General features: G+C 35.5%; 11 protein-coding genes. 5 read left to right on the top strand and 6 right to left on the bottom strand.

What is annotated here, in order from left to right:
- Positions 1–87: 87 nt before the first annotated feature.
- Together RM51_RS06290 and RM51_RS06285 are read left to right on the top strand one after the other, a co-directional pair.
- Positions 88–1,248, top strand: coding sequence for a THUMP domain-containing class I SAM-dependent RNA methyltransferase (locus RM51_RS06290; protein ID WP_039366250.1), 1,161 nt, complete (start codon positions 88–90; stop codon positions 1,246–1,248).
- A gap of 49 nt (positions 1,249–1,297) precedes the next feature.
- Positions 1,298–2,302: a glycosyltransferase gene (locus RM51_RS06285; protein ID WP_039366247.1), complete on the top strand. Its 1,005-nt coding sequence runs from the start codon at positions 1,298–1,300 to the stop codon at positions 2,300–2,302.
- Positions 2,303–2,454: 152 nt separating this feature from the next.
- Here the strand turns inward: RM51_RS06285 and RM51_RS06280 are convergent, their stop codons facing one another.
- Positions 2,455–3,681, bottom strand: coding sequence for an aminotransferase class I/II-fold pyridoxal phosphate-dependent enzyme (locus RM51_RS06280; RefSeq protein ID WP_039366244.1), 1,227 nt, complete (start codon positions 3,679–3,681; stop codon positions 2,455–2,457).
- 157 nt (positions 3,682–3,838) lie between these two features.
- Here RM51_RS06280 and RM51_RS06275 point away from each other — a divergent pair, with 157 nt between their 5' ends.
- A complete protein-coding gene (locus tag RM51_RS06275; protein ID WP_039366242.1) occupies positions 3,839–4,297 on the top strand; it encodes an Lrp/AsnC family transcriptional regulator in 459 nt (152 codons plus the stop codon).
- Positions 4,298–4,331: 34 nt separating this feature from the next.
- Here the strand turns inward: RM51_RS06275 and RM51_RS06270 are convergent, their stop codons facing one another.
- The 3 genes from RM51_RS06270 to RM51_RS06260 form a co-directional block, all read right to left on the bottom strand.
- The gene (locus tag RM51_RS06270) at positions 4,332–5,363 is read right to left on the bottom strand and encodes a bestrophin family protein (protein WP_039366240.1); all 1,032 of its coding nucleotides are present in this window, start codon (positions 5,361–5,363) and stop codon (positions 4,332–4,334) included.
- Between the two features lie 97 nt (positions 5,364–5,460).
- Entirely contained in the window at positions 5,461–7,533 is a 2,073-nt protein-coding gene (locus tag RM51_RS06265) for an alpha-ketoacid dehydrogenase subunit alpha/beta (RefSeq protein WP_039366238.1), read from the bottom strand.
- Between the two features lie 76 nt (positions 7,534–7,609).
- Positions 7,610–9,715: a S8 family peptidase gene (locus tag RM51_RS06260; RefSeq protein ID WP_039366236.1), complete on the bottom strand. Its 2,106-nt coding sequence runs from the start codon at positions 9,713–9,715 to the stop codon at positions 7,610–7,612.
- A gap of 239 nt (positions 9,716–9,954) precedes the next feature.
- Between RM51_RS06260 and dnaE the strand changes: the two genes are divergently transcribed.
- A complete protein-coding gene (gene dnaE / locus RM51_RS06255) occupies positions 9,955–14,637 on the top strand; it encodes a DNA polymerase III subunit alpha (protein ID WP_039366233.1) in 4,683 nt (1,560 codons plus the stop codon).
- A gap of 304 nt (positions 14,638–14,941) precedes the next feature.
- Entirely contained in the window at positions 14,942–17,890 is a 2,949-nt protein-coding gene (locus RM51_RS06250) for a fibronectin type III domain-containing protein (protein ID WP_084110960.1), read from the top strand.
- Positions 17,891–18,005: 115 nt separating this feature from the next.
- Here RM51_RS06250 and RM51_RS19455 read toward each other — a convergent pair whose 3' ends face one another.
- Both RM51_RS19455 and RM51_RS06245 read right to left on the bottom strand, forming a co-directional pair.
- Positions 18,006–18,164 carry a hypothetical protein gene (locus RM51_RS19455; RefSeq protein ID WP_156122033.1) on the bottom strand — a complete coding sequence of 53 codons (159 nt, stop codon included), beginning with the start codon at positions 18,162–18,164 and terminating at the stop codon, positions 18,006–18,008.
- A gap of 42 nt (positions 18,165–18,206) precedes the next feature.
- The gene (locus RM51_RS06245; protein WP_039366228.1) at positions 18,207–19,034 is read right to left on the bottom strand and encodes an ion transporter; all 828 of its coding nucleotides are present in this window, start codon (positions 19,032–19,034) and stop codon (positions 18,207–18,209) included.
- Positions 19,035–19,106 lie beyond the last annotated feature (72 nt).

Here is a 19,106-nt window from a genome sequence, read left to right as displayed (position 1 = left end):
ATTGAAAGATTGAAAGATTCAATTGATTGAAAAAATGAATACCTAATCTTTTAGTTTTTAATTCTTTAACACTTTTAATAATTACTTATGGACATAGACAATATACAGATACAGATAAAAACATTTTTTGGTCTTGAACAAATTTTAGCAGAAGAGATCAAAAAACTGGGCGGAAGAAAGGTCGAAGTTAAGAATAGAGCGGTAAACTGCGAAGGAGATTTGGGCTTTTTATATAAGATCAATTACTCTGCAAGAACGGCATTGAAAATTTTAGTACCAATTCATGAATTTAAAGCCTTCAACCAACATCAGTTTTATGACAGGCTTTTCAAGTTCAATTGGGAAGATTTTATGGATGTAGATCAGTCTTTTGCGATTGATGCAACCGTAAATTCTGAAACTTTTAAGCATTCTCAGTTTGTAACACTGAAAATGAAAGATGCTATTGTGGATTATTTTCAGGAAAAATTCAAAAGACGTCCGAATGTAGAAACAAAACATCCCGATATTAAATTTCACCTTCATATCGACAGAGAATTAATTACAATCTCTTTAGACTCTTCGGGTGATCCTTTGTTCAAAAGAGGATACAGAAGAGAGCAGGGTGAAGCTCCTATTAATGAAGTTTTAGCAAGCGGAATGCTGCAATTGGCAGGTTGGGACGGAAAAGGAAATTTCCTAGATCCAATGTGTGGTTCAGGAACTTTATTGATCGAAGCAGCGATGATTTCGATGGATCTTCCTGCGCAGATTTTCAGAAAAAGATTTGCTTTCCAGAATTGGCAGAATTATGATGCTGATTTATTTGCGAAAATTAAAGAATTCAGAATTAATCGTGTAAGAGAATTTACAGGAAAGATCGTTGGTTACGATATTGATGCAAGAATGCTGAATGCCGCAAGAATGAATATTGAAGCTGCCGAAATGGAAGATGTGATTGAAGTAAGAAAACAGAATTTCTTTGATTCTAAAAAAGATCTTTTCCCATTATTGATGGTTTTCAATCCGCCTTATGATGAGAGAATTTCGATTAATGATGATGATTTTTACAAAAAAATAGGAGATACCTTCAAAACACATTACCCAAATACATTGGCTTGGCTCATCTCTTCAGATTTGGAAGCGGTAAAGAAAATCGGTCTTCGTCCGTCAAGAAAAATCAAGCTTTTCAACGGAAAATTGGAAACAAGATTTTTGCAGTATGAAATGTATGAGGGAACGAAGAAGGTACATAAATTAGAAAACTAGAATATTACTTTAATACATCACTTTTCATTTAATAATAAAATTTCCAGATTTGAATCCTACGATTTCCATTGTTGTTGCCATATTTAACCGAAAAGATGAACTTTTCGAGCTTCTCAATTCACTGACTTTTCAAACTGATAAAGTTTTTGAAATCATTATTGTAGATGATGGTTCGCTCATAGATCTGAAACCTACAATTGAGAATTTTAATGGGATTTTAGATATTAAATATTTCAGAAAAGATAATTCAGGACCGGGTTTGAGTAGAAATTATGGTGCTAAAAGAGCGGCCAATGATTGGCTGGTTTTTGTGGACAGTGATGTAATTGTAGAAAAAGATTATATCGAAAATATTAAAAAAGATATTCTTGAAATTCCTTGCGATGCTTTTGGTGGAGCAGATAAGGCACATAAAGGCTTTAATCTGATGCAGAAAGCAATCTCTTACTCTATGACCTCGGTTTTTACGACAGGAGGGATCAGAGGAAATAAAAAAGCGGTTTCCAAGTTTCAGCCCAGAAGTTTTAATATGGGAGTGAAAAAAGAAGTCTTTGAAAAAGTAGGAGGGTTTTCAGAAATGAGAATCGGTGAAGATCCGGATCTTTCTATGACGCTTTGGGAAAATGGCTTTACAACGGCTTTTTTCGATGATATTGCGGTGTATCATAAAAGACGTGTAGATTTTGGTAAATTTTCGAAACAAGTCTATCAGTTTGGCTGTGCACGACCAATTTTGAATCAGAGACATCCTAATTATGTAAAGATTTCATTTGCATTTCCTTCTTTATTCCTGTTAGGATATGTTTTAGGATTTGTGGAGTATTTCGTGTTGGGAAGAGGTTTTATCCTTGCCTTATTTGGATTGTATACTTTTATGGTATTGCTTCATGCGCTTATTGTTACTAAAAATGTTGCGATTGCTGCAATGGCTGTAGTTTCTACTTATATCCAAATGTTTTCTTACGGTTATGGATTTTTAAAATCGTGGATTTTACTGAATGTATTAAAAATGAAACCGGAAGAGGCATTCCCAAAACATTTTCATAAAAATTGAAAAAAATAAGTTATCATTTGTCATTCTGACGAAGGAAGAATCTCATTATAAAAAGATTCTTCATTTCACTTCGTTCCATTCAGAATGACAGTGTAATACTACATTTAAAAAAAATAAAAGCTGTTGAATTTCAACAGCTTTTATACAATAAATTAGAATATGGAAATGGTTTCATGGTTGAGAACGCCTGTTTTTAGCATGCATTCTCTCATTTTCGTATATGTTCTTTCAATATCGTGATCTAACCCGATTGAGAATCTTATTAAGCCGTCTGAAATTCCCATTTCGGTACGTTCTTCTTCTGGAATCTCAGAAGAAGTAGAGCTCCCGGAGCATGAGAATAATGTTTTGTAGAACCCTAAACTTACGGCTAAATAACCTAAGTTTTCCTGTTGCATCATTTCCATCAGTTCGTTCGCTTTTTCAGTTGTTCCTGCGTCTAATGTCAATAAACCACCGAATCCGTATTCCTCATGCATCATACTTTTCATAAGCTCGTGGTTTTTGTGGGATTTCAAACCAGGATATACTACTCTTAATCCGTCGTTTTCGAATTTTTCAGCAAGATACATCGCATTGTGGCTGTGTTGCTTCATTCTGATATGAAGAGTTCTCAGGTTTTTTAAGATACTTGCCGAACGGAAGCTGTCCATAGTGGGTCCCAACAACATACAAGCTCCAGTATTTACGTTTTTAGTATCATTAATAAATTCCTGACTTCCACAGTAAACACCACCAACAGTATCGCTGCTTCCATTGATGAATTTCGTTAAAGAATGGATCACAATATCTGCTCCCAATGAAGTAGGGGAGATTGATAAAGGTGAAAAAGTATTGTCAACAATCAGTTTTAGATTGTGCTTTTTACAGATTTCAGAAAGTCTTCTAAGATCGGCAACTTCCAAAAGCGGGTTGCTTACACTTTCGCAGTAAATAACTTTTGTATTGGGTGTAATAGCGTTTTCTATCGATTCAAAGTTGTTGATGTCAACGAAAGTTGTATTGATGTTATAAGGGGGAAGAAAGTTCTTTAAAAAGGCATATGTTCCTCCGTAGATGGTTCTGCTTGAAATAATATGGTCTCCACTTTTGCAGATCTGCATTAGAACAGAAGTAATTGCTCCCATTCCGGATGCTGTTACATTAGCCGTTTCTGTATTTTCCATTTTAGCCAAAGCTTGTGAAAGATACAGATTCATAGGTGAAGAATGTCTTGAATACAGGTAGCATCCGTCTGCATTTCCTTCGAAAGTATCAAACATTGTTTTTGCTGAAAGGAAAGTATAGGTTGAGCTATCTGAAATAGAAGGATTTACTCCTCCGAATTCTCCGAAATATTGTAAATCCTGAATTTCGTTAGCCGCATTAAAGTGGTCCATAGTTTTGATGATTTTTAATACGGATAAAAATGTAAATAACTGATGTTTTTTACAATGGTATTTTAATTTTTTAGAATATAAATCTATAGAATTGAAAAAATGTAGTAATATTGTTTAAATTATGTATCGAATATAAAGTTAAACCAAAAATATAACTATGGATTTTGATGATTTTGACAAAAAACTGTTGATTTATTTGCAGGAAGATGCTAAACAAACTACCAAAGAACTGTCTTACAAACTAGGTCTTTCTGTAACGGCTGTTTATGAACGTATTAAAAAATTAGAAAAACTAGGAGTAATTTCAAAATATGTTGCGATCCTGAACAAAGATAAGATCAATAAAAACTTTACGGTACTATGTCATGTGAAGTTGGTTCAGCATAAAAAAGAATACGTCATTGAATTTGAAAAAGAAGTGGTGAATTTACCTGAAATAACAGAATGTTTTCATGTGAGTGGTGATTATGATTATATATTGAAGATTAATGTGAAAGATATGCAGGATTACAGAAATTTCATGCTTTCCAAATTAACTACGATTAAACATATTGCAAGTACACACAGCTCGTTTATGATCTCTGAAGTGAAAAATACGACTGCAATTGTTGTGTGAAAATTTTGAATAAATATAGTTTTAAATATCTCCTTTACACCAAGACTCCATTTTTAGAATTAATAGGATCAGGGAGTTCAGTTTCTCCGGTCATTTGTAATAAATCAATTTCAATGGTTCTGCAGATTGAGAGCATAGGAACATCAAACATTAATCCGGCAAACGGATTTTCGGAGTAGTCACCTACTAATTCCATAATAATATAAATCCATCCGATGATTATACAAAACGGAATGCTGTACCATACTCCCCAAGTTCCGAGTTTAGCAAATTCGTTGACTAAACCTAATGGAAGCAACATAATAAAAAGTACATTGAAAATAAATGCTGTACTTGCAAACTGTCTTGGGGAAGGGAATTTTTTAATCCTTTCTGCTTGTCCCTGGAAGTTGTAGAATTCATTGAGACAATTTTGCAACTGTGTCTGATTGAATTCAGAAATCGCTTTGATATTTTTTAGATCATTGACATCTTTTGCCTGTTGAGAGACTAAAAATGTTGCGAAGTTTTTATAATGAGATTGAAGTTCTGCCTCTTCTTCAGAAAGGTATTTGTTAAGAAAAATAGGGGTTCTTCCATAATCTGGAAACCCTGCTTTAATTAATCTGTTACGTCTATGATTAATATGTGAAGAGTGCTCTTCTTCTGCTTTGATGTGTTCCCATTCAGTCGGAACTAAAAGCTGATCTCGAAATGCATATAACCACGCAATGTGGCGATGTACAATTTTTTTTCTTCGGTCTTCTAAATCAAAAAGTCCAACTTCTTCATTGTCTGTATTAAAAGCATATACCATAGAAGCAAAGGAACGGCTGGAGTTTACAATTCCGCCCCAAATTTTTCGGGCTTCCCAAAGTCTGTCATAAGCCTGATTATTTTTAAAACCCACTAAAAAAGCTTCTGCGGTACCAATGAGGGCAACCGGAACCCAAGGAATGATCATCCATTCCCAACGAAAAAAGTGAAATAAAACGGTGATTAAAGTACACCAAATTGAAATCCAGATAAGATGAGTTCCGGATACATTGAGAATTTGTTTGTAATTAATGTATTTTGTGGTGATCATTGGTGCTTTGCGTTTTAATACTTTATTAAAAGTAATAAAAAAATTGCACAAAAAAACCTCTAAAATATTTTAGAGGTCTTATTTATTTTTACCAGAATTAATACTTCAGCATTTCTTCTATTTTTGCGGAAAGTTTTTCAGCGTTTGGAAGCATTTCTTTTTCCAGTATTAAGTTGATCGGAACAGCCGGAGTATCTAGTGATCCCATTGTTTCAACCGGAGCATCAAGATATTTAAAGCAATTCTTAGAAATTCTGTGGGCAAAAGCTTCTGCAAATGAATTGGTAAGTTGTTCTTCTGTTAAAACGATACATCTTCCATGAGCTTTTACTCTTTCGAATACCAATTCTTCATCAAGAGGAATTAGAGTTCTTAGATCAATTACTTCAACTCTTCCATTGAAGTTTTTCACAGCTTCTTTAGCCCAATACACTCCCATACCATACGTCACTACCAATAAAGTTCTTCCTTTTTCAGTTTCTTCTTTATCAGCTTCAATGATTACTTTTCCTTTTCCGAAAGGTAGGATATAATCTTCCGCAGGTTCGATTGTTTTTGCATCTTCAGTTCCCGGAACTTTGCTCCAGTACAACCCTTTGTGCTCTAACATAACTACAGGATTTGGATCGTAATAAGCCGCTTTTAATAAACCTTTAAAGTCCGCAGCGTTACTTGGATAAGCGATTTTAATTCCTTTAATATTCGCTAAAATACTTTCAACGCTTCCACTGTGGTAAGGACCACCACCTCCGTATGCTCCAATCGGAACACGGATGATATTGCTTACAGGGAATTTACCCTGACTTAAATAACTTGATTTTGAAATTTCAGTAATCAACTGGTTGATTCCCGGATAGATATAGTCTGCAAACTGTACTTCAACGATCGGTTTTAAACCAACTGCGCTCATACCTGTTGTGGAACCTATAATATACGCTTCCTGAATCGCTGTATTGAATACTCTCTTGCTTCCGAACTTTTTACCTAAAGTAACTGTTTCACGGAAAACTCCACCAATTCTTTCACCAACATCCTGTCCGTAAAGAAGGGCTTCCGGATGTTTCCACATTAATTCTTGGATAGCGTGAATAGCAGCATCCACCATTACAATTTTCTCTCCGCCTGTAGGTTCACGAGTTCCGACTTCCTCCGTAATAGGAGTTGGAGCAAAAACGTGTTGCATTACGGTTTCTGGTTTCGGATCTTCAGCATTTTTAGCTCTTTCGAAGGCTTCTTCAGCTTCAAGACGAGCTTTTTTCGTAATTTGTTTTAATAATTCTTCATCAACACCAGATTCAAGTAATTGGTTTCTAAGAATTTCTCCTGGATCTTTTGCTCTGTGTTTGGTTAAATCTTCTTCGTCTCTATAGAATTCTCTTCTAACTCCTGAAGTATGGTGACCAATTAAAACTGTTTTTGCACAAACAACTAAAGGTTTTCTTTCAGTTCTTACAAAGTCAACAGCTTTTTTCATCGCTTCGAAGCTTTCAACGAAATCAGTTCCGTCTACTCTCATTCTGCTCAATCCTGTAAATCCAGCTACAAAATCGTAAGCATCACAAGTTCTGGCTTCTTCTTTTGTTACGGAAATTCCCCATTCATTATCCTGAACCAAGAAAATAATAGGAAGTTGATGTAAAGCGGCAAACTGAAGCGCTTCACTCACTTCTCCTTCCGTTACGGAATTGTCTCCAAGACTGCAGACAACAACCGGATTGTTTTCAAATTGCTGTAAATTAAAATCCTGAATATATTTTATCCCTTGAGCAACACCTGCAGTCGGAATCGTCTGCATTCCTGTTGCTGAACTTTGGTGAATGATTTTGGGTTTGTTTTCATCTCTGCTTGAAGGGTGAGAGTAATAAGATCTTCCTCCGGAAAAAGGATCGTCAGCTTTTGCCAATAATTGTAACATCAATTGATAAGGTTCAAAACCAATCCCTAAAAGGATACTTTCGTCTCTATAATAAGGAGAAACCCAGTCTTCTTTTTTTAACTGATATGCTGTTGCCAATTGAATGGCTTCGTGACCTCTTGAAGTACTATGAACGTATTTGCAAATATTTCTGTTTTCTTCATAAATGTCTGCCATTGCTTTAGCAAGCATCATATGGTTGTATGCTTTTAACAGAATATCCTGAGAAACTTTTCCGTGAAGTGTATTTTCCATAGGAAGCAAATATACATAAAAAAACAAAATACTAACAAGTGTTAGTATTTTGTGTTAAATGCTATGTTTTTCTTTATTATTCTTTGATAACTTTTTTAGAAATTACATCTTTATCAGTTTTTACTTCAATGATGTAAACTCCATTCGTATAAGCCGATAAGTTAATGGTTTCCTGATCATTGTTAATTACACCATTTTGTAATTTTTTACCAGATAAATCATATACTGTGTAAGTAGATTTTCTAGGTGCTTTCATTACATTTACAACATCTTTAGTAAGTGTTGGAGCAACAATAATTCCGCTAACAGAGTTGGTTGCTTCTTTAGTACCTAATACTTCGTTGTATCCAGTTACAATGATTGAATAGTTTTGAGGGGCTGCAGTTCCTGCGTCATTTACTAATGTTCCTTTATTCGTAATTTCAATTCTATAAGCTCTTCCAGCTACAGGAGCATCAATTACAACTTGTTCAACGTTATCAACTGTATTGTCAGCTTTCGTGGCAGGAGTCATTGGGCTATCTGCGTTTAACTTCCAAGGATAGTAAATAGTATTATTCGTAGTATCAATTATTCTTAAATCAATATCATTGATTAATTTAGATGTTCTATTATTATAAACATCAGATACAAGTTGGTAATTGGGTGTGTATTTAGGGTCTAACCAGCTAATTGTTACTTTTAAAGGTTCTGAGCCTGAAGCTTTAACTGTTTTAGAGTTTGTGACCCCACTTGTTAAAGTTTCATTATTAAAAATAACTGTATTGTTAGATTTTCCAACTAATAACTCAGCTCCTTTCTTAGCATTGATAAAACCCCATCCGAATTGAGGATCTGGACCAATATTTCCTGCTTCTGATGCAGAGTGAATAGTAAGGACTTTTGCTGACGTAGCACTTAGTAATGAATTGCTGAATAATTGCTTATTAATTTGAGTCCAAAGCCCGATAATACCTGTTACGATAGGCGCAGAGAAAGAAGTTCCACTTCCTTGTGCCCAAGTTGAAGCGTTTGAAGTATTAACGGTGGCTGCATAAAAAACATTTGTTCCAACGGTTGATATATCCGGCTTAATTCCTCCGTCATCTCTTGGACCGGCACTACTATAGCTAGAGTGAATAACATCACTTGCGGTATTATAACGATAATTATTTGTAGTGATAATGTCTGTTGCCCCTACTACAATTATGTTTTTTGCAAGAGATCCAGTTCCAATACAATCATACCCTAAAGAACAATTATTGGGAGGTATAGTATCTGTTGAGCTGAATGCAACAGCTCCACTTCCAGAGTTGTAATATTTTGGAGCACTTGATCCAGTTCCGGTTGGTCCCATATTAAAATAATTTCCAGCGGATTTTACAATAATATAAGAGGGATTGTTATAGACAATTTCATCATACATTTTGTCATTAGTGTTGTAAGTTCCTTGGTAATCATAGAATGTACCGTTTGAAGCTTTAAAACCATTATATGTAAAAGAAGCATATCCGGTAGAGTTATAAGCTTCTGTCCATCCCGAGTTAACCCCGTAAGAATGGTTAGATACATTAGGCTGGGCTATAAGAATCTTTTGAAAAACGGTACTTGTTGAAGAGTTATTAGGTAAAGTTGTTGTACTAAACATATAGCTATCCATTGTAGAATTGACAGCAACACCTTTAGCATTTCCAACCGGTACACCATTACTAGTTAAGGGGGCATCTCTTCCCCCGATAAAGCTTGCTACACCTGTTGAATGATCAGAGTAGCTTTGTAAAACATCTTCTTTGTTGGTGATTCTTCCAGTAGCATTATTAAAGGCATTATGAGTATCATAAATATTTCCACCATCAAAAATAGTATACTTTATATTCTCTCCATTAAAAGCACCTGTCAAACCAGTAATATTTCCTGAAGTATTGAGCAGATCAGAATTTGAGTTTTGCAACTGTCTTGTATCTTCTGCTTGTAAAAAATAAGGAACTCCAAAATTAAATCCAGCTAAATTAGCTCTTAGAGATTCTATTTCTTTTAGCTTTTCTGCATCTAAATTTGTTCCATACACTTTCGCAACATAAGAGTCGAATTTTACATTGTTCTCTTTGTTTTGTCTCTCAAACTCTCTTTTCAAAGCATCATTATTCTGTGCGCTAACTAAAGCTACAGCTAATGTGCTAATTAAAAGTAAATGTTTCTTCATAACAGTCAATAATAAAATATATTAAGTTGACAAATTTATATAAAATATTTAAAATAGGGTCTAAAATTACAATAGAATGTATGAATCGTTATTTGGCTTTTTATTTTTATGTAAAATTGCTGTGTTAATGAAAATAATTATCGTGATCTGTAAATTGTAAAAAGATTTTTTTAGTTAATTTTAAATGTAAAATTAAAGTAACTTTACATTCTCTTTTAATTAAAAGCTGAAAAATTTAGATGTATTTAGTTTTTGACACAGAAACCACAGGTTTACCAAAGAATTTCAACGCTCCGCTTTCAGACTCTGATAACTGGCCAAGAATGGTTCAGATTGCGTGGCAGTTGCATGATGATGATGGAACTTTAATTGAAAATCAGGATTATATTATAAAACCTGAAGGGTATGATATCCCCTTCAACGCTGCAAGAATTCACGGGATTACAACAAAAATTGCCAATGACGAAGGTCGTGATCTTGAAGAAATTTTAAATGAATTTGCCAAAGTTTTAGAAAAAGTAAGAGTCGTTTCCGGACACAATGTTGAGTTCGACTACAACATCGTTGGAGCCGAATTTTACAGAAAAAATATAAACGACAATCTTCAGGAAAAACCAAAAGCCGATACCATGATTTTGGGAACGGATTTTTGCCAGCTTGGAGGCGGTCGTGGAGGCAGATTCAAGCCTCCGAAATTGGAAGAATTATACGAAAAACTATACGGTTATAAGTTCGATGAAGCGCACAACGCGGCAGCCGACGTAAATGCAACGGCTCAGGTTTTCTTCGAGATGATGAGAATCGGAGTGATTCCTGCTGAGGTTTTAAAAACTTCGGAAGATCAGCTTGCGTATTTTAAAACGCTCTATCCTGATCCAATAAAGCCTTTCAATATTATTATCAGAAGGCAGGTTGCGGATTTCAATAATAAGAAAAAGCAATCTGATGTCGGAAGTATTGATGATATTGATTTAGGGAAATACTTTAATTTCGATAATAAAAGTGTTTTTTCAACTTTAACGGCGACTTCAAGCATTAATGATTTAATTAAAAAAGCTTCAGACGAAAATTTCCCGGCGGTCGGAATGGTGGACTTGGGAAATATGATGGGAGCTTTTAAGTTCGTTTCCGCGGTAGAAGGAGCAAATGGTGACAGAGCCAAAAAATATAAAGAATATCTAGCAAAAAAGCAGGAAGCGGAAGAAAACGGAACTGAATTCAATGAAGATGAGCCTGCTTCGGAACCGTTAATTCCTGTCGTTGGATGTGAATTTTATATCTCAGATCGTTACGAGCAAAAACAGTTTACTAAAGACGATCCCGACAGAAGAACGCAAGTTGTTTTACTAGCGAAAGATTTTAACGGATATAAAAATTTAGCAAAACTTTCAAGTATCGGTTTCCTGAAAGGATTCTATTTCGGAGTTCCAAGGATTAGCCGTGAGTTGATTGCTGAATATAAAGAAGGAATCATTGCATTAACTTCAGGAATTCATGGAGATATTCCGGATGCGATTTTAAATACGGGTGAACAAAAAGGGGAGGAGCTTTTCAAATGGTGGAAAGATACTTTTGAGGATGATTTTTATGTTCAGATTCAAAACCATAAACTTCCTGAAGAAGAGCATTTGAATGATGTTCTGTTACACTTTGCTGATAAATATGATGTCAAAATTTTAGCTCAAAACCAAACTTTTTATACCAACAAAGATGACTCTAATATTCAGGATATTGTAAGTTGTATTAAAGATGGTGAAAAGCTGACAACGCCTGTTGGAAAAGGTTTTGGGAAAAGAAGAGGGTTGGCAACCGGAGAATATTATATTAAAAACTCTCATGAAATCAAGGAAGCTTTTCTAAATTATCCTGATGCATTTGATGCATATGAAGAATTTACGGCAAAATTCAGTCCATATACTTTAAAAAGAGATGTTCTCTTGCCGAAATTTGATATTCCGGAGCAATTTATTCATGCTGAAGATGAAATTGATGGTGGAAAACGTGGAGAAATGGCTTATTTGACCCATTTAACTTATGAAGGAGCGAAAAAAAGATACGAACCAACTGGAGGAATTACTCCTGAAATAAAAGAACGTCTTGATTTTGAGCTGGAAGTTGTTGCTAATACAGGTTACCCTGGTTACTTTTTGATTGTACAGGATTTCTGTAACGAAGCCCGAAAAATGGGAGTTTGGGTTGGTCCAGGTCGTGGATCTGCTGCAGGTTCTGCGGTTGCTTATTGTACCGGAATTACCAATGTTGATCCCATTAAATATGATCTCCTTTTCGAGAGATTTCTGAATCCGGAAAGGATTTCCATGCCCGATATTGATATCGATTTTGATGATGAAGGACGAGATAAAATTATCAAGTGGGTAGTTGAAAAATATGGTAAAAATCAGGTAGCGCAGATTATTACGTACTCAGTTTTGGGTGGAAAATCTGCGATTAAAGATGCGGGAAGAGTGTTGGATGTCCCGATTCCTGATACAAATAATATTGCAAAACTGATTCCTCCAAGTCCGGGAATGAACATTGCTAAAGCTTTGTCTAAATATGATAAGCTGAAACCAGAAGAACAAATGCTTGTCGATGAGATGAAGTATGTTCTTAATACACCGGATGATTCACGTCATGGAGTTTTAGCAAGTGCTAAAAAAATGGAAGGTTGTATCCGAAATACCGGAATTCACGCTTGTGGTGTAATCATTACGCCGGAAGATGTAAGTAATTTGGTTCCGGTGACGATTGCGGCGAAAGATGCTGATATCTTGGTGTCACAGTTTGATAACTCGGTGGCGGAAAGTGCCGGTCTTCTGAAGATGGACTTTTTGGGTCTGAGAACATTGACGATCATTAAAGATGCTTTGAAAATAGTTAAAGCGAGACATGGAGTTGATATTGATCCAGATTTGATTCCTTTGGATGATGTTAAAACATATCAATTATTTAAGGAAGGAAGAACGGTTGGGATTTTCCAATATGAAAGTCCGGGAATGCAAAAGTACATGAGAGAGCTTAAACCGACGGTTTTTGCCGATTTGATTGCAATGAATGCATTGTACCGTCCAGGTCCAATTAAATATATTCCAAACTTTATTAATAGAAAGCACGGCATTGAGGAAATTGTTTACGATTTACCCGAAACTGAAGAGTATTTAAAAGAAACTTACGGTATTACCGTTTATCAGGAACAGGTAATGCTTTTATCTCAAAAATTAGCCAATTTTACAAAAGGTGAAGCCGATACATTGAGAAAAGCGATGGGTAAAAAGCAGATTGAAGTTCTGAATAAAATGTACCCGAAGTTTATCGAAGGCGGAAGAAAAAATAATCTAGATGAAGGTCCGTTAGAGAAAATCTGGAATGACTGGAAAGCCTTTGCTGAATATGCTTTCAACAAATCTCACTCTACTTGTTATGCGTTTATTGCTTATCAAACGGCTTATTTGAAAGCAAATTATCCGGCAGAATATATGGCGAGTGTGATGAGTAATAACATTAACAATACTGAATCGATCACTATGTTCATGGAAGATTGTAAAAGTATGGGTGTCGATGTTTTGGGACCGGATGTGAATGAATCTCAATATAAATTTTCAGTAAACGAAAAAGGACAGATTCGTTTTGGTTTAGGAGCGATTAAAGGTATTGGTGAAGGTCCGAGTGAGGGTATTACGAGAGAAAGGGAGAATGGCAGATTTAAAAATATCTATGATTTTTTTGAAAGGATTTTACCTTCTCAAATGAATAAAAGAGTTGCGGAAAGTTTGGTTGTTGCAGGAGCTTTCGACGAATTAGATTCTTTCCACAGAGGTCAGTATTTCGATATTGATATGGCGGGAAGAACCAATTTGGAAAGATTAATTCGCTATGGGCAAAGCTTTCAGGAGAGTAAAAATGAGATGGAACATTCTCTTTTTGCTGATTTTGCAGAAGAAGTTCAGATTGAACAACCGAAATTAGCACCTTGTCCGGAATGGCCAAATATGCATAAACTCAATAAAGAAAAAGAAACGATCGGGTTCTATCTTTCTGCGCATCCTTTAGATGAATTTAAATATCAGTTCCAATTTATTCAGGGAAGTCTTTCTAAGAAAAATGTTTTAGAAAAAGATGAAGAAGCAAAAGTCGTGGTAGATGAAGCTCCGGTTTTGGAACAGGATTCTGCAGATGAAACAACGGATTTAACGGAAATTGTTTCTGATGATATCGTTGCAGGTGAGGAAGAAGAAGTGATTGAAGAGGTAACTAAGAAAGCAGAGCCCAAAGGTGTTTTCCATTTCTTGAATCTTGATGAAGTGGATGCTTATAAGGAGATAGCTTTTGCCAATAAACAAGAAGAGTTGTTTGAAGAAAAGAAAAAAGACTGGAAGACTCTTCAGAAAGAAAGAGAAAATGGCGGTGGCGGAAAAGAATACACGGTTGCAGGTCTTATTACTGAATATGTTGTGAGAGATGGTTTTAGAAGTGGAGAAAAAGTTGCTTTTGTGACGCTGGAAGATTATTCAGGATCCTATTCTTTCCGATTGGGAGATCGTGACTATATGAAGCTGAAAGAAAAGCTTGAAGTTCAGCGTTTTGTTATTTTGAAGATTAAATTTGCGCAGGTAAAAGACGGAAGAGTTTTTGTAAATGTAAATGAGGTGATAGAACTTCAGGAAGCTTTTGAAAGATTTGCAAAAAGTATCTCTTTGGTAATGGATGTGATGGATTTCCGACCGGAAGATTTAAATTTCTTCAGAACAGTTCTAGAACGTAATCAAGGGAATCAGAAACTGAAATTTTATATTAAAAACGTTGATGATGAACTAAATACGGAGCATTTGGAAGTGCAATCAATGAAGCATTCTGTGAATTTGAATGGAGACTTGATTAAAGAGATACAATTGCTCAATAAGTACGAGTTTTATCTTAATTAAATTGAATATATTTTGTCTTTTTAATGATAAAAGTGGCTTTTTAAGTCACTTTTTTTATTTTTTATTTGTAAAAAAAGTATTGTTAATATTCATTTTTTGTTGAAATATTGTTGTTTTTTAAAGTGTTGATAATCAGCATATTTTAAATATATCTCTTTTTATTGATTTTTTATTTAAATTTTATTTATTGTGTTTTATTGTTAATTAAAACATTGTTTTGTTAAGTGATTTTTAATTAAATGTTAATTTTAGGTGAAATTATTATGTTTGTTTTGTATTTTTACCGCAATAATATTTAATAAGCATGAAGAGAATTTTACTAATGTGTATGTTGGCCTTAGGGATAGGGGTTAGCGCACAGACAAATATTGCCAATTACGCTTTTTCTAAAAGTACCGGCAATACTTATACGCCAATTACTGGAGGGACAAAATTATTCCCAACAGGAACGAATACTACTTATGATAATGAGGTTTCGTCAGCAATTACATTATCTTCGCCTTTTACTTTTGGAGGTGTCGCTATGACAACTTGTTATGTAAGTGCAAATGGGTATATAACTTTTGGAGCTGCCCCTACGGGTACAAACTATACTCCTATGTCAACTTTAGGTTCAACAACAGGTGCTATTGCTGCTTTTGGTCAGGATGGAGGGTTCTCATCGGCTGACACTACACAGCCACCAGGAAATCATGAGGTGAGATATGAAGATTTAGGAACTGAATTTGTTGTGCAATGGCAGGATCACGCAAATTATCATAACAGAGCTACGGAAAATTTAAATTTTCAAATTAGATTAGTCTATGCAACAGGGCAGATCAATATAATCTATGGAAGTTGTACAGATCCTGGAACTGTAAGTACGTCAGGAACATCGCCTCAGGTGGGTATAAGAGGGAATAGTACCACTTATGCAACCAATGTAAGTTCACTTATGAATGGTAATATACCAGCAGGAACAACTTGTGATTGGTCTAAAGTGGTAACTGGAAGTGCGAATAGTAGCTCTTTATTGTTTTCAGGAACAACCAATGTGAATGTTAAAATACCGGCAGGATTGAAGTATTCATGGACTCCGGGTACGCAATTACCGGTAAGAACTTTCGCTGCAACCACTGCGGTAACTAATAGCGGGGCCACTTTAAGTTGGACGGCTCCTACGGGTGCAACTACTTATAATGTTCAATATAGAATTATAGGAAACTGTGATTGGACTAATTTTAGTGGAAATCCTGTTTCTGCTACCACAGCTTCATTAGCAGGTTTAGATCAGAATACGACTTATCAGGTTCAGGTTCAGGCTTTAAACGGAACCGCCCAATCTATGTATTCCCACATACCAAACTTGGCGGGAAGTGGGAGTGGATATGTAGCAGCGGGAACTTTTACAACGGTAGCCAATTGTGCGAGTACGGTGACAGGGCTTGCTTCCTCTGCTTTAACTCCAAATACGGCGACCATCAGTTGGACTGCTTCTACGGCACCTCCTGCAAATGGGTATGAATATTATTATAATACATCATCTACTACTCCAGCTAATAATGTTACACCATCGGGGTCAACTGCGGCTGGTGTAATTACAGCAAATCTATCAGGTCTGGCTCCTTCTACGCAATATTATTATTGGGTGAGAGCAAATTGTAATGGTACAGACAAAGGAGTTTGGTCTAGTTCTGCAAACTTTACAACGTTAGGTCTTTGTCCTACCGTTACGGCTCCTGCAGCAAGTGCAACAGGTCAAAGTATAACTCCTACTATTACATGGACGGCAATAAATGGAGTGACTGGATATAAATTAAGAGTTGGAACTACCTCTGGAGGAACCGATGTTATAAATGATCTTGATTTAGGAAATGTAGCGACTTATACTTTTCCAAGTGCTTTAAATTATTTTACGACTTATTATTATTCCGTAACAGGATACACTGCTACAACTGCAGCACCGGCTACACCTTGTACAATAAGAAGCTTTACAACAATAGCTAGCTGTATAGAGCCAACAGCATTAACAGTTGCTACTGCGAGTGTAACACCTTCAGGAGCTACAGCTTCTTGGACGGCTCCCTCAACGGCTCCAGCTACTGGATACGAAGTGTATTATAGTACTTTAAATACAGCGCCTACATCAAGTACGGTTTTAAATTCTACAAATTCAACTACGTCTACAACGACATCTGCTCCAATAAGTGGATTGTTACCTTCTACAATTTATTATGTTTGGGTGAGATCATCATGTGTTGGTACTGATAGAAGTGTTTGGACAGGGTCTACATCATTTGTAACCTTATGTCAGCCACCGGTAGTATTGTCTGCTACAGGAGCAACAGTTTGTCCTGGAACAACGGCAACACTATCTGCGACTACAGGTACAGGAGCGACAATCAATTGGTATGATAGTTCAACTGGAAGTACAGTTTTGGCAACGGGGAATTCATATACTACACCAGCTTTAGCAACTACGACTAATTACTGGGTGTCGGCTGCAACCGGAACAAACGGATCTGTTGGTTTTGCGAATGCGGTTTCTACAAGTAATTATACATTGGAGGCAGGTTTGTTCTTTAATGCTTTGGTTGGTTTCACACTGGAAGGTGTATATGTTTATCCTACAGGAACTGGAGCTGGAACAGTGACTATTGCATTACAGGATGGAAGTGTTTCTCCAGCAACAACTATTCAGTCTATTACTGTAAATCTAACTGGTAGTGCTACTCCTGTTAAAACATTTGTCCCATTAAACTTTATAGTTGCTCCGGGAAGCAGCTACAAGTTGATGATGATGACAAAAACAGGAAGTGTAACTGGATTGATTAGAGAGTCAGGTAGTTCTTGGGGATCTTATCCTTTAACATTGCCTGGAGTTGTGTCGATTACTAATGGAAACTGTTGTTCAGGTAATACAACTTCAACAAGTTATTATTATTTTTATGATTGGAAAGTACGTACAGGATGTGAATCCGCAAGACAAATGGTTACAGCTACTGTAAGTTCATCAGGTTGTCTAGGTACTTCCGAGACTTCAGGAAAAGAAGAAGTTAAAGTATATCCAAACCCATTCAAAGATGTATTAAATATCTCAGATGTGAAAAACGTAAAATCTGTCTCTGTAATGGATATTGCAGGTAGATTGGTGAAAACATTTGAGAATCCGAATTCAACGCTTCATTTAGGAGAATTAAATTCAGGGATGTATTTGGTTGTTCTGAATATGAAAGATGGTTCTAAACAGACTATTAAAGCAATAAAAAAATAAAATTTGTTTTTAGCAGGAATTGAGAAATCAGTTCCTGTTTTTTTTTATAGTATTAAGTGCATTGAAAAAAAGAGCTTTCCAAAATGGAAAGCTTCTTTTTTATTGTAATAGAATTTTATTTATTGGGTATAGGCTGAATGTCTCCTGTATTCAAAAGGTCAAAAACAGTGGGGAAGAACATGACAAGAATGAAATAGATGATAATCATTAATACAATCAATGCAAAAAGAATAATGACTAAACTGTTGGGCTTGTTTTTCTTTTTAGGTTCCATGATGTTGTGGTATTTGGTTAATAGATCAAATGATATCTAAACCTAAGCTAATTTCTTGCCACACTGTTTGCAGTATCTAGCATCATCATCAATATCCTCATTACCGCATTGTTCACATATCTTTTCTAAATTCTGTCTTTTGTTGCGCATTTCAGCGGTTACAATCCCTGTAGGAACCGCAATAATGGAATAACCAGCCAACATTAAAATAACGGCAAAGAATTTTCCCATAGGAGTAATAGGAGAGACGTCACCATATCCGACTGTGGTTACCGTTACCACTGCCCAGTAAATAGATTGTGGGATCGTTTCAAAGCCGGGTCTTCCTCCTTCTACCATAAACATTAAAGAGCCGACGATGACCGAAAAAATAATCAGAAATAAAAGGAAAATATAAATCTTGCGGGAGCTGTTCTTTAAGGCTTTTACAATAAGATAGCCATCGTTCATGAAATCCAGAAGGTTGAAAATTCTGAAAATCCTCAGCATTCTCAGCATTCTGAAAATAAGAAAGTATTTGGTAACAGGAAAGAAAAAGCTCAGATAGAATGGGACTAAAGCTAGGAAATCAATAATTCCAAAGAAACTAAAGATATATTGCTTTTTATTTTTGACTACAGCAATTCTGGACCAGTATTCTGCGGTGAAAAATAATGATATGATCCACTCTAAAATGATAAAAGTGTAATGGAATCTTTTGTCTAATTGGGGTACACTTTCCATCATGATGATGGCAGTACTTATTAAAATTAATGATAACAATATGATATCGAAGAGTTTTCCGAGCTTGGTATCGGCACGATAAATTATGCGATAAAGGAATCTTTTCCAGAGAATGTCTTCAGGAACAAGGTTGTGCTCTCTTTCCATTTTGGGTTGTTATTTCACAAGAAAGTTAATAATTTCTATTGAATATATACTAAATATTCGACTGTTAAAAGA

It is taken from the genome of Chryseobacterium taiwanense, from assembly GCF_000813825.1.
Classification (GTDB): domain Bacteria; phylum Bacteroidota; class Bacteroidia; order Flavobacteriales; family Weeksellaceae; genus Chryseobacterium; species Chryseobacterium taiwanense.
Note: the sequence above shows the minus strand (reverse complement) of the source record. Positions and strands in the feature narration are given on the sequence as shown.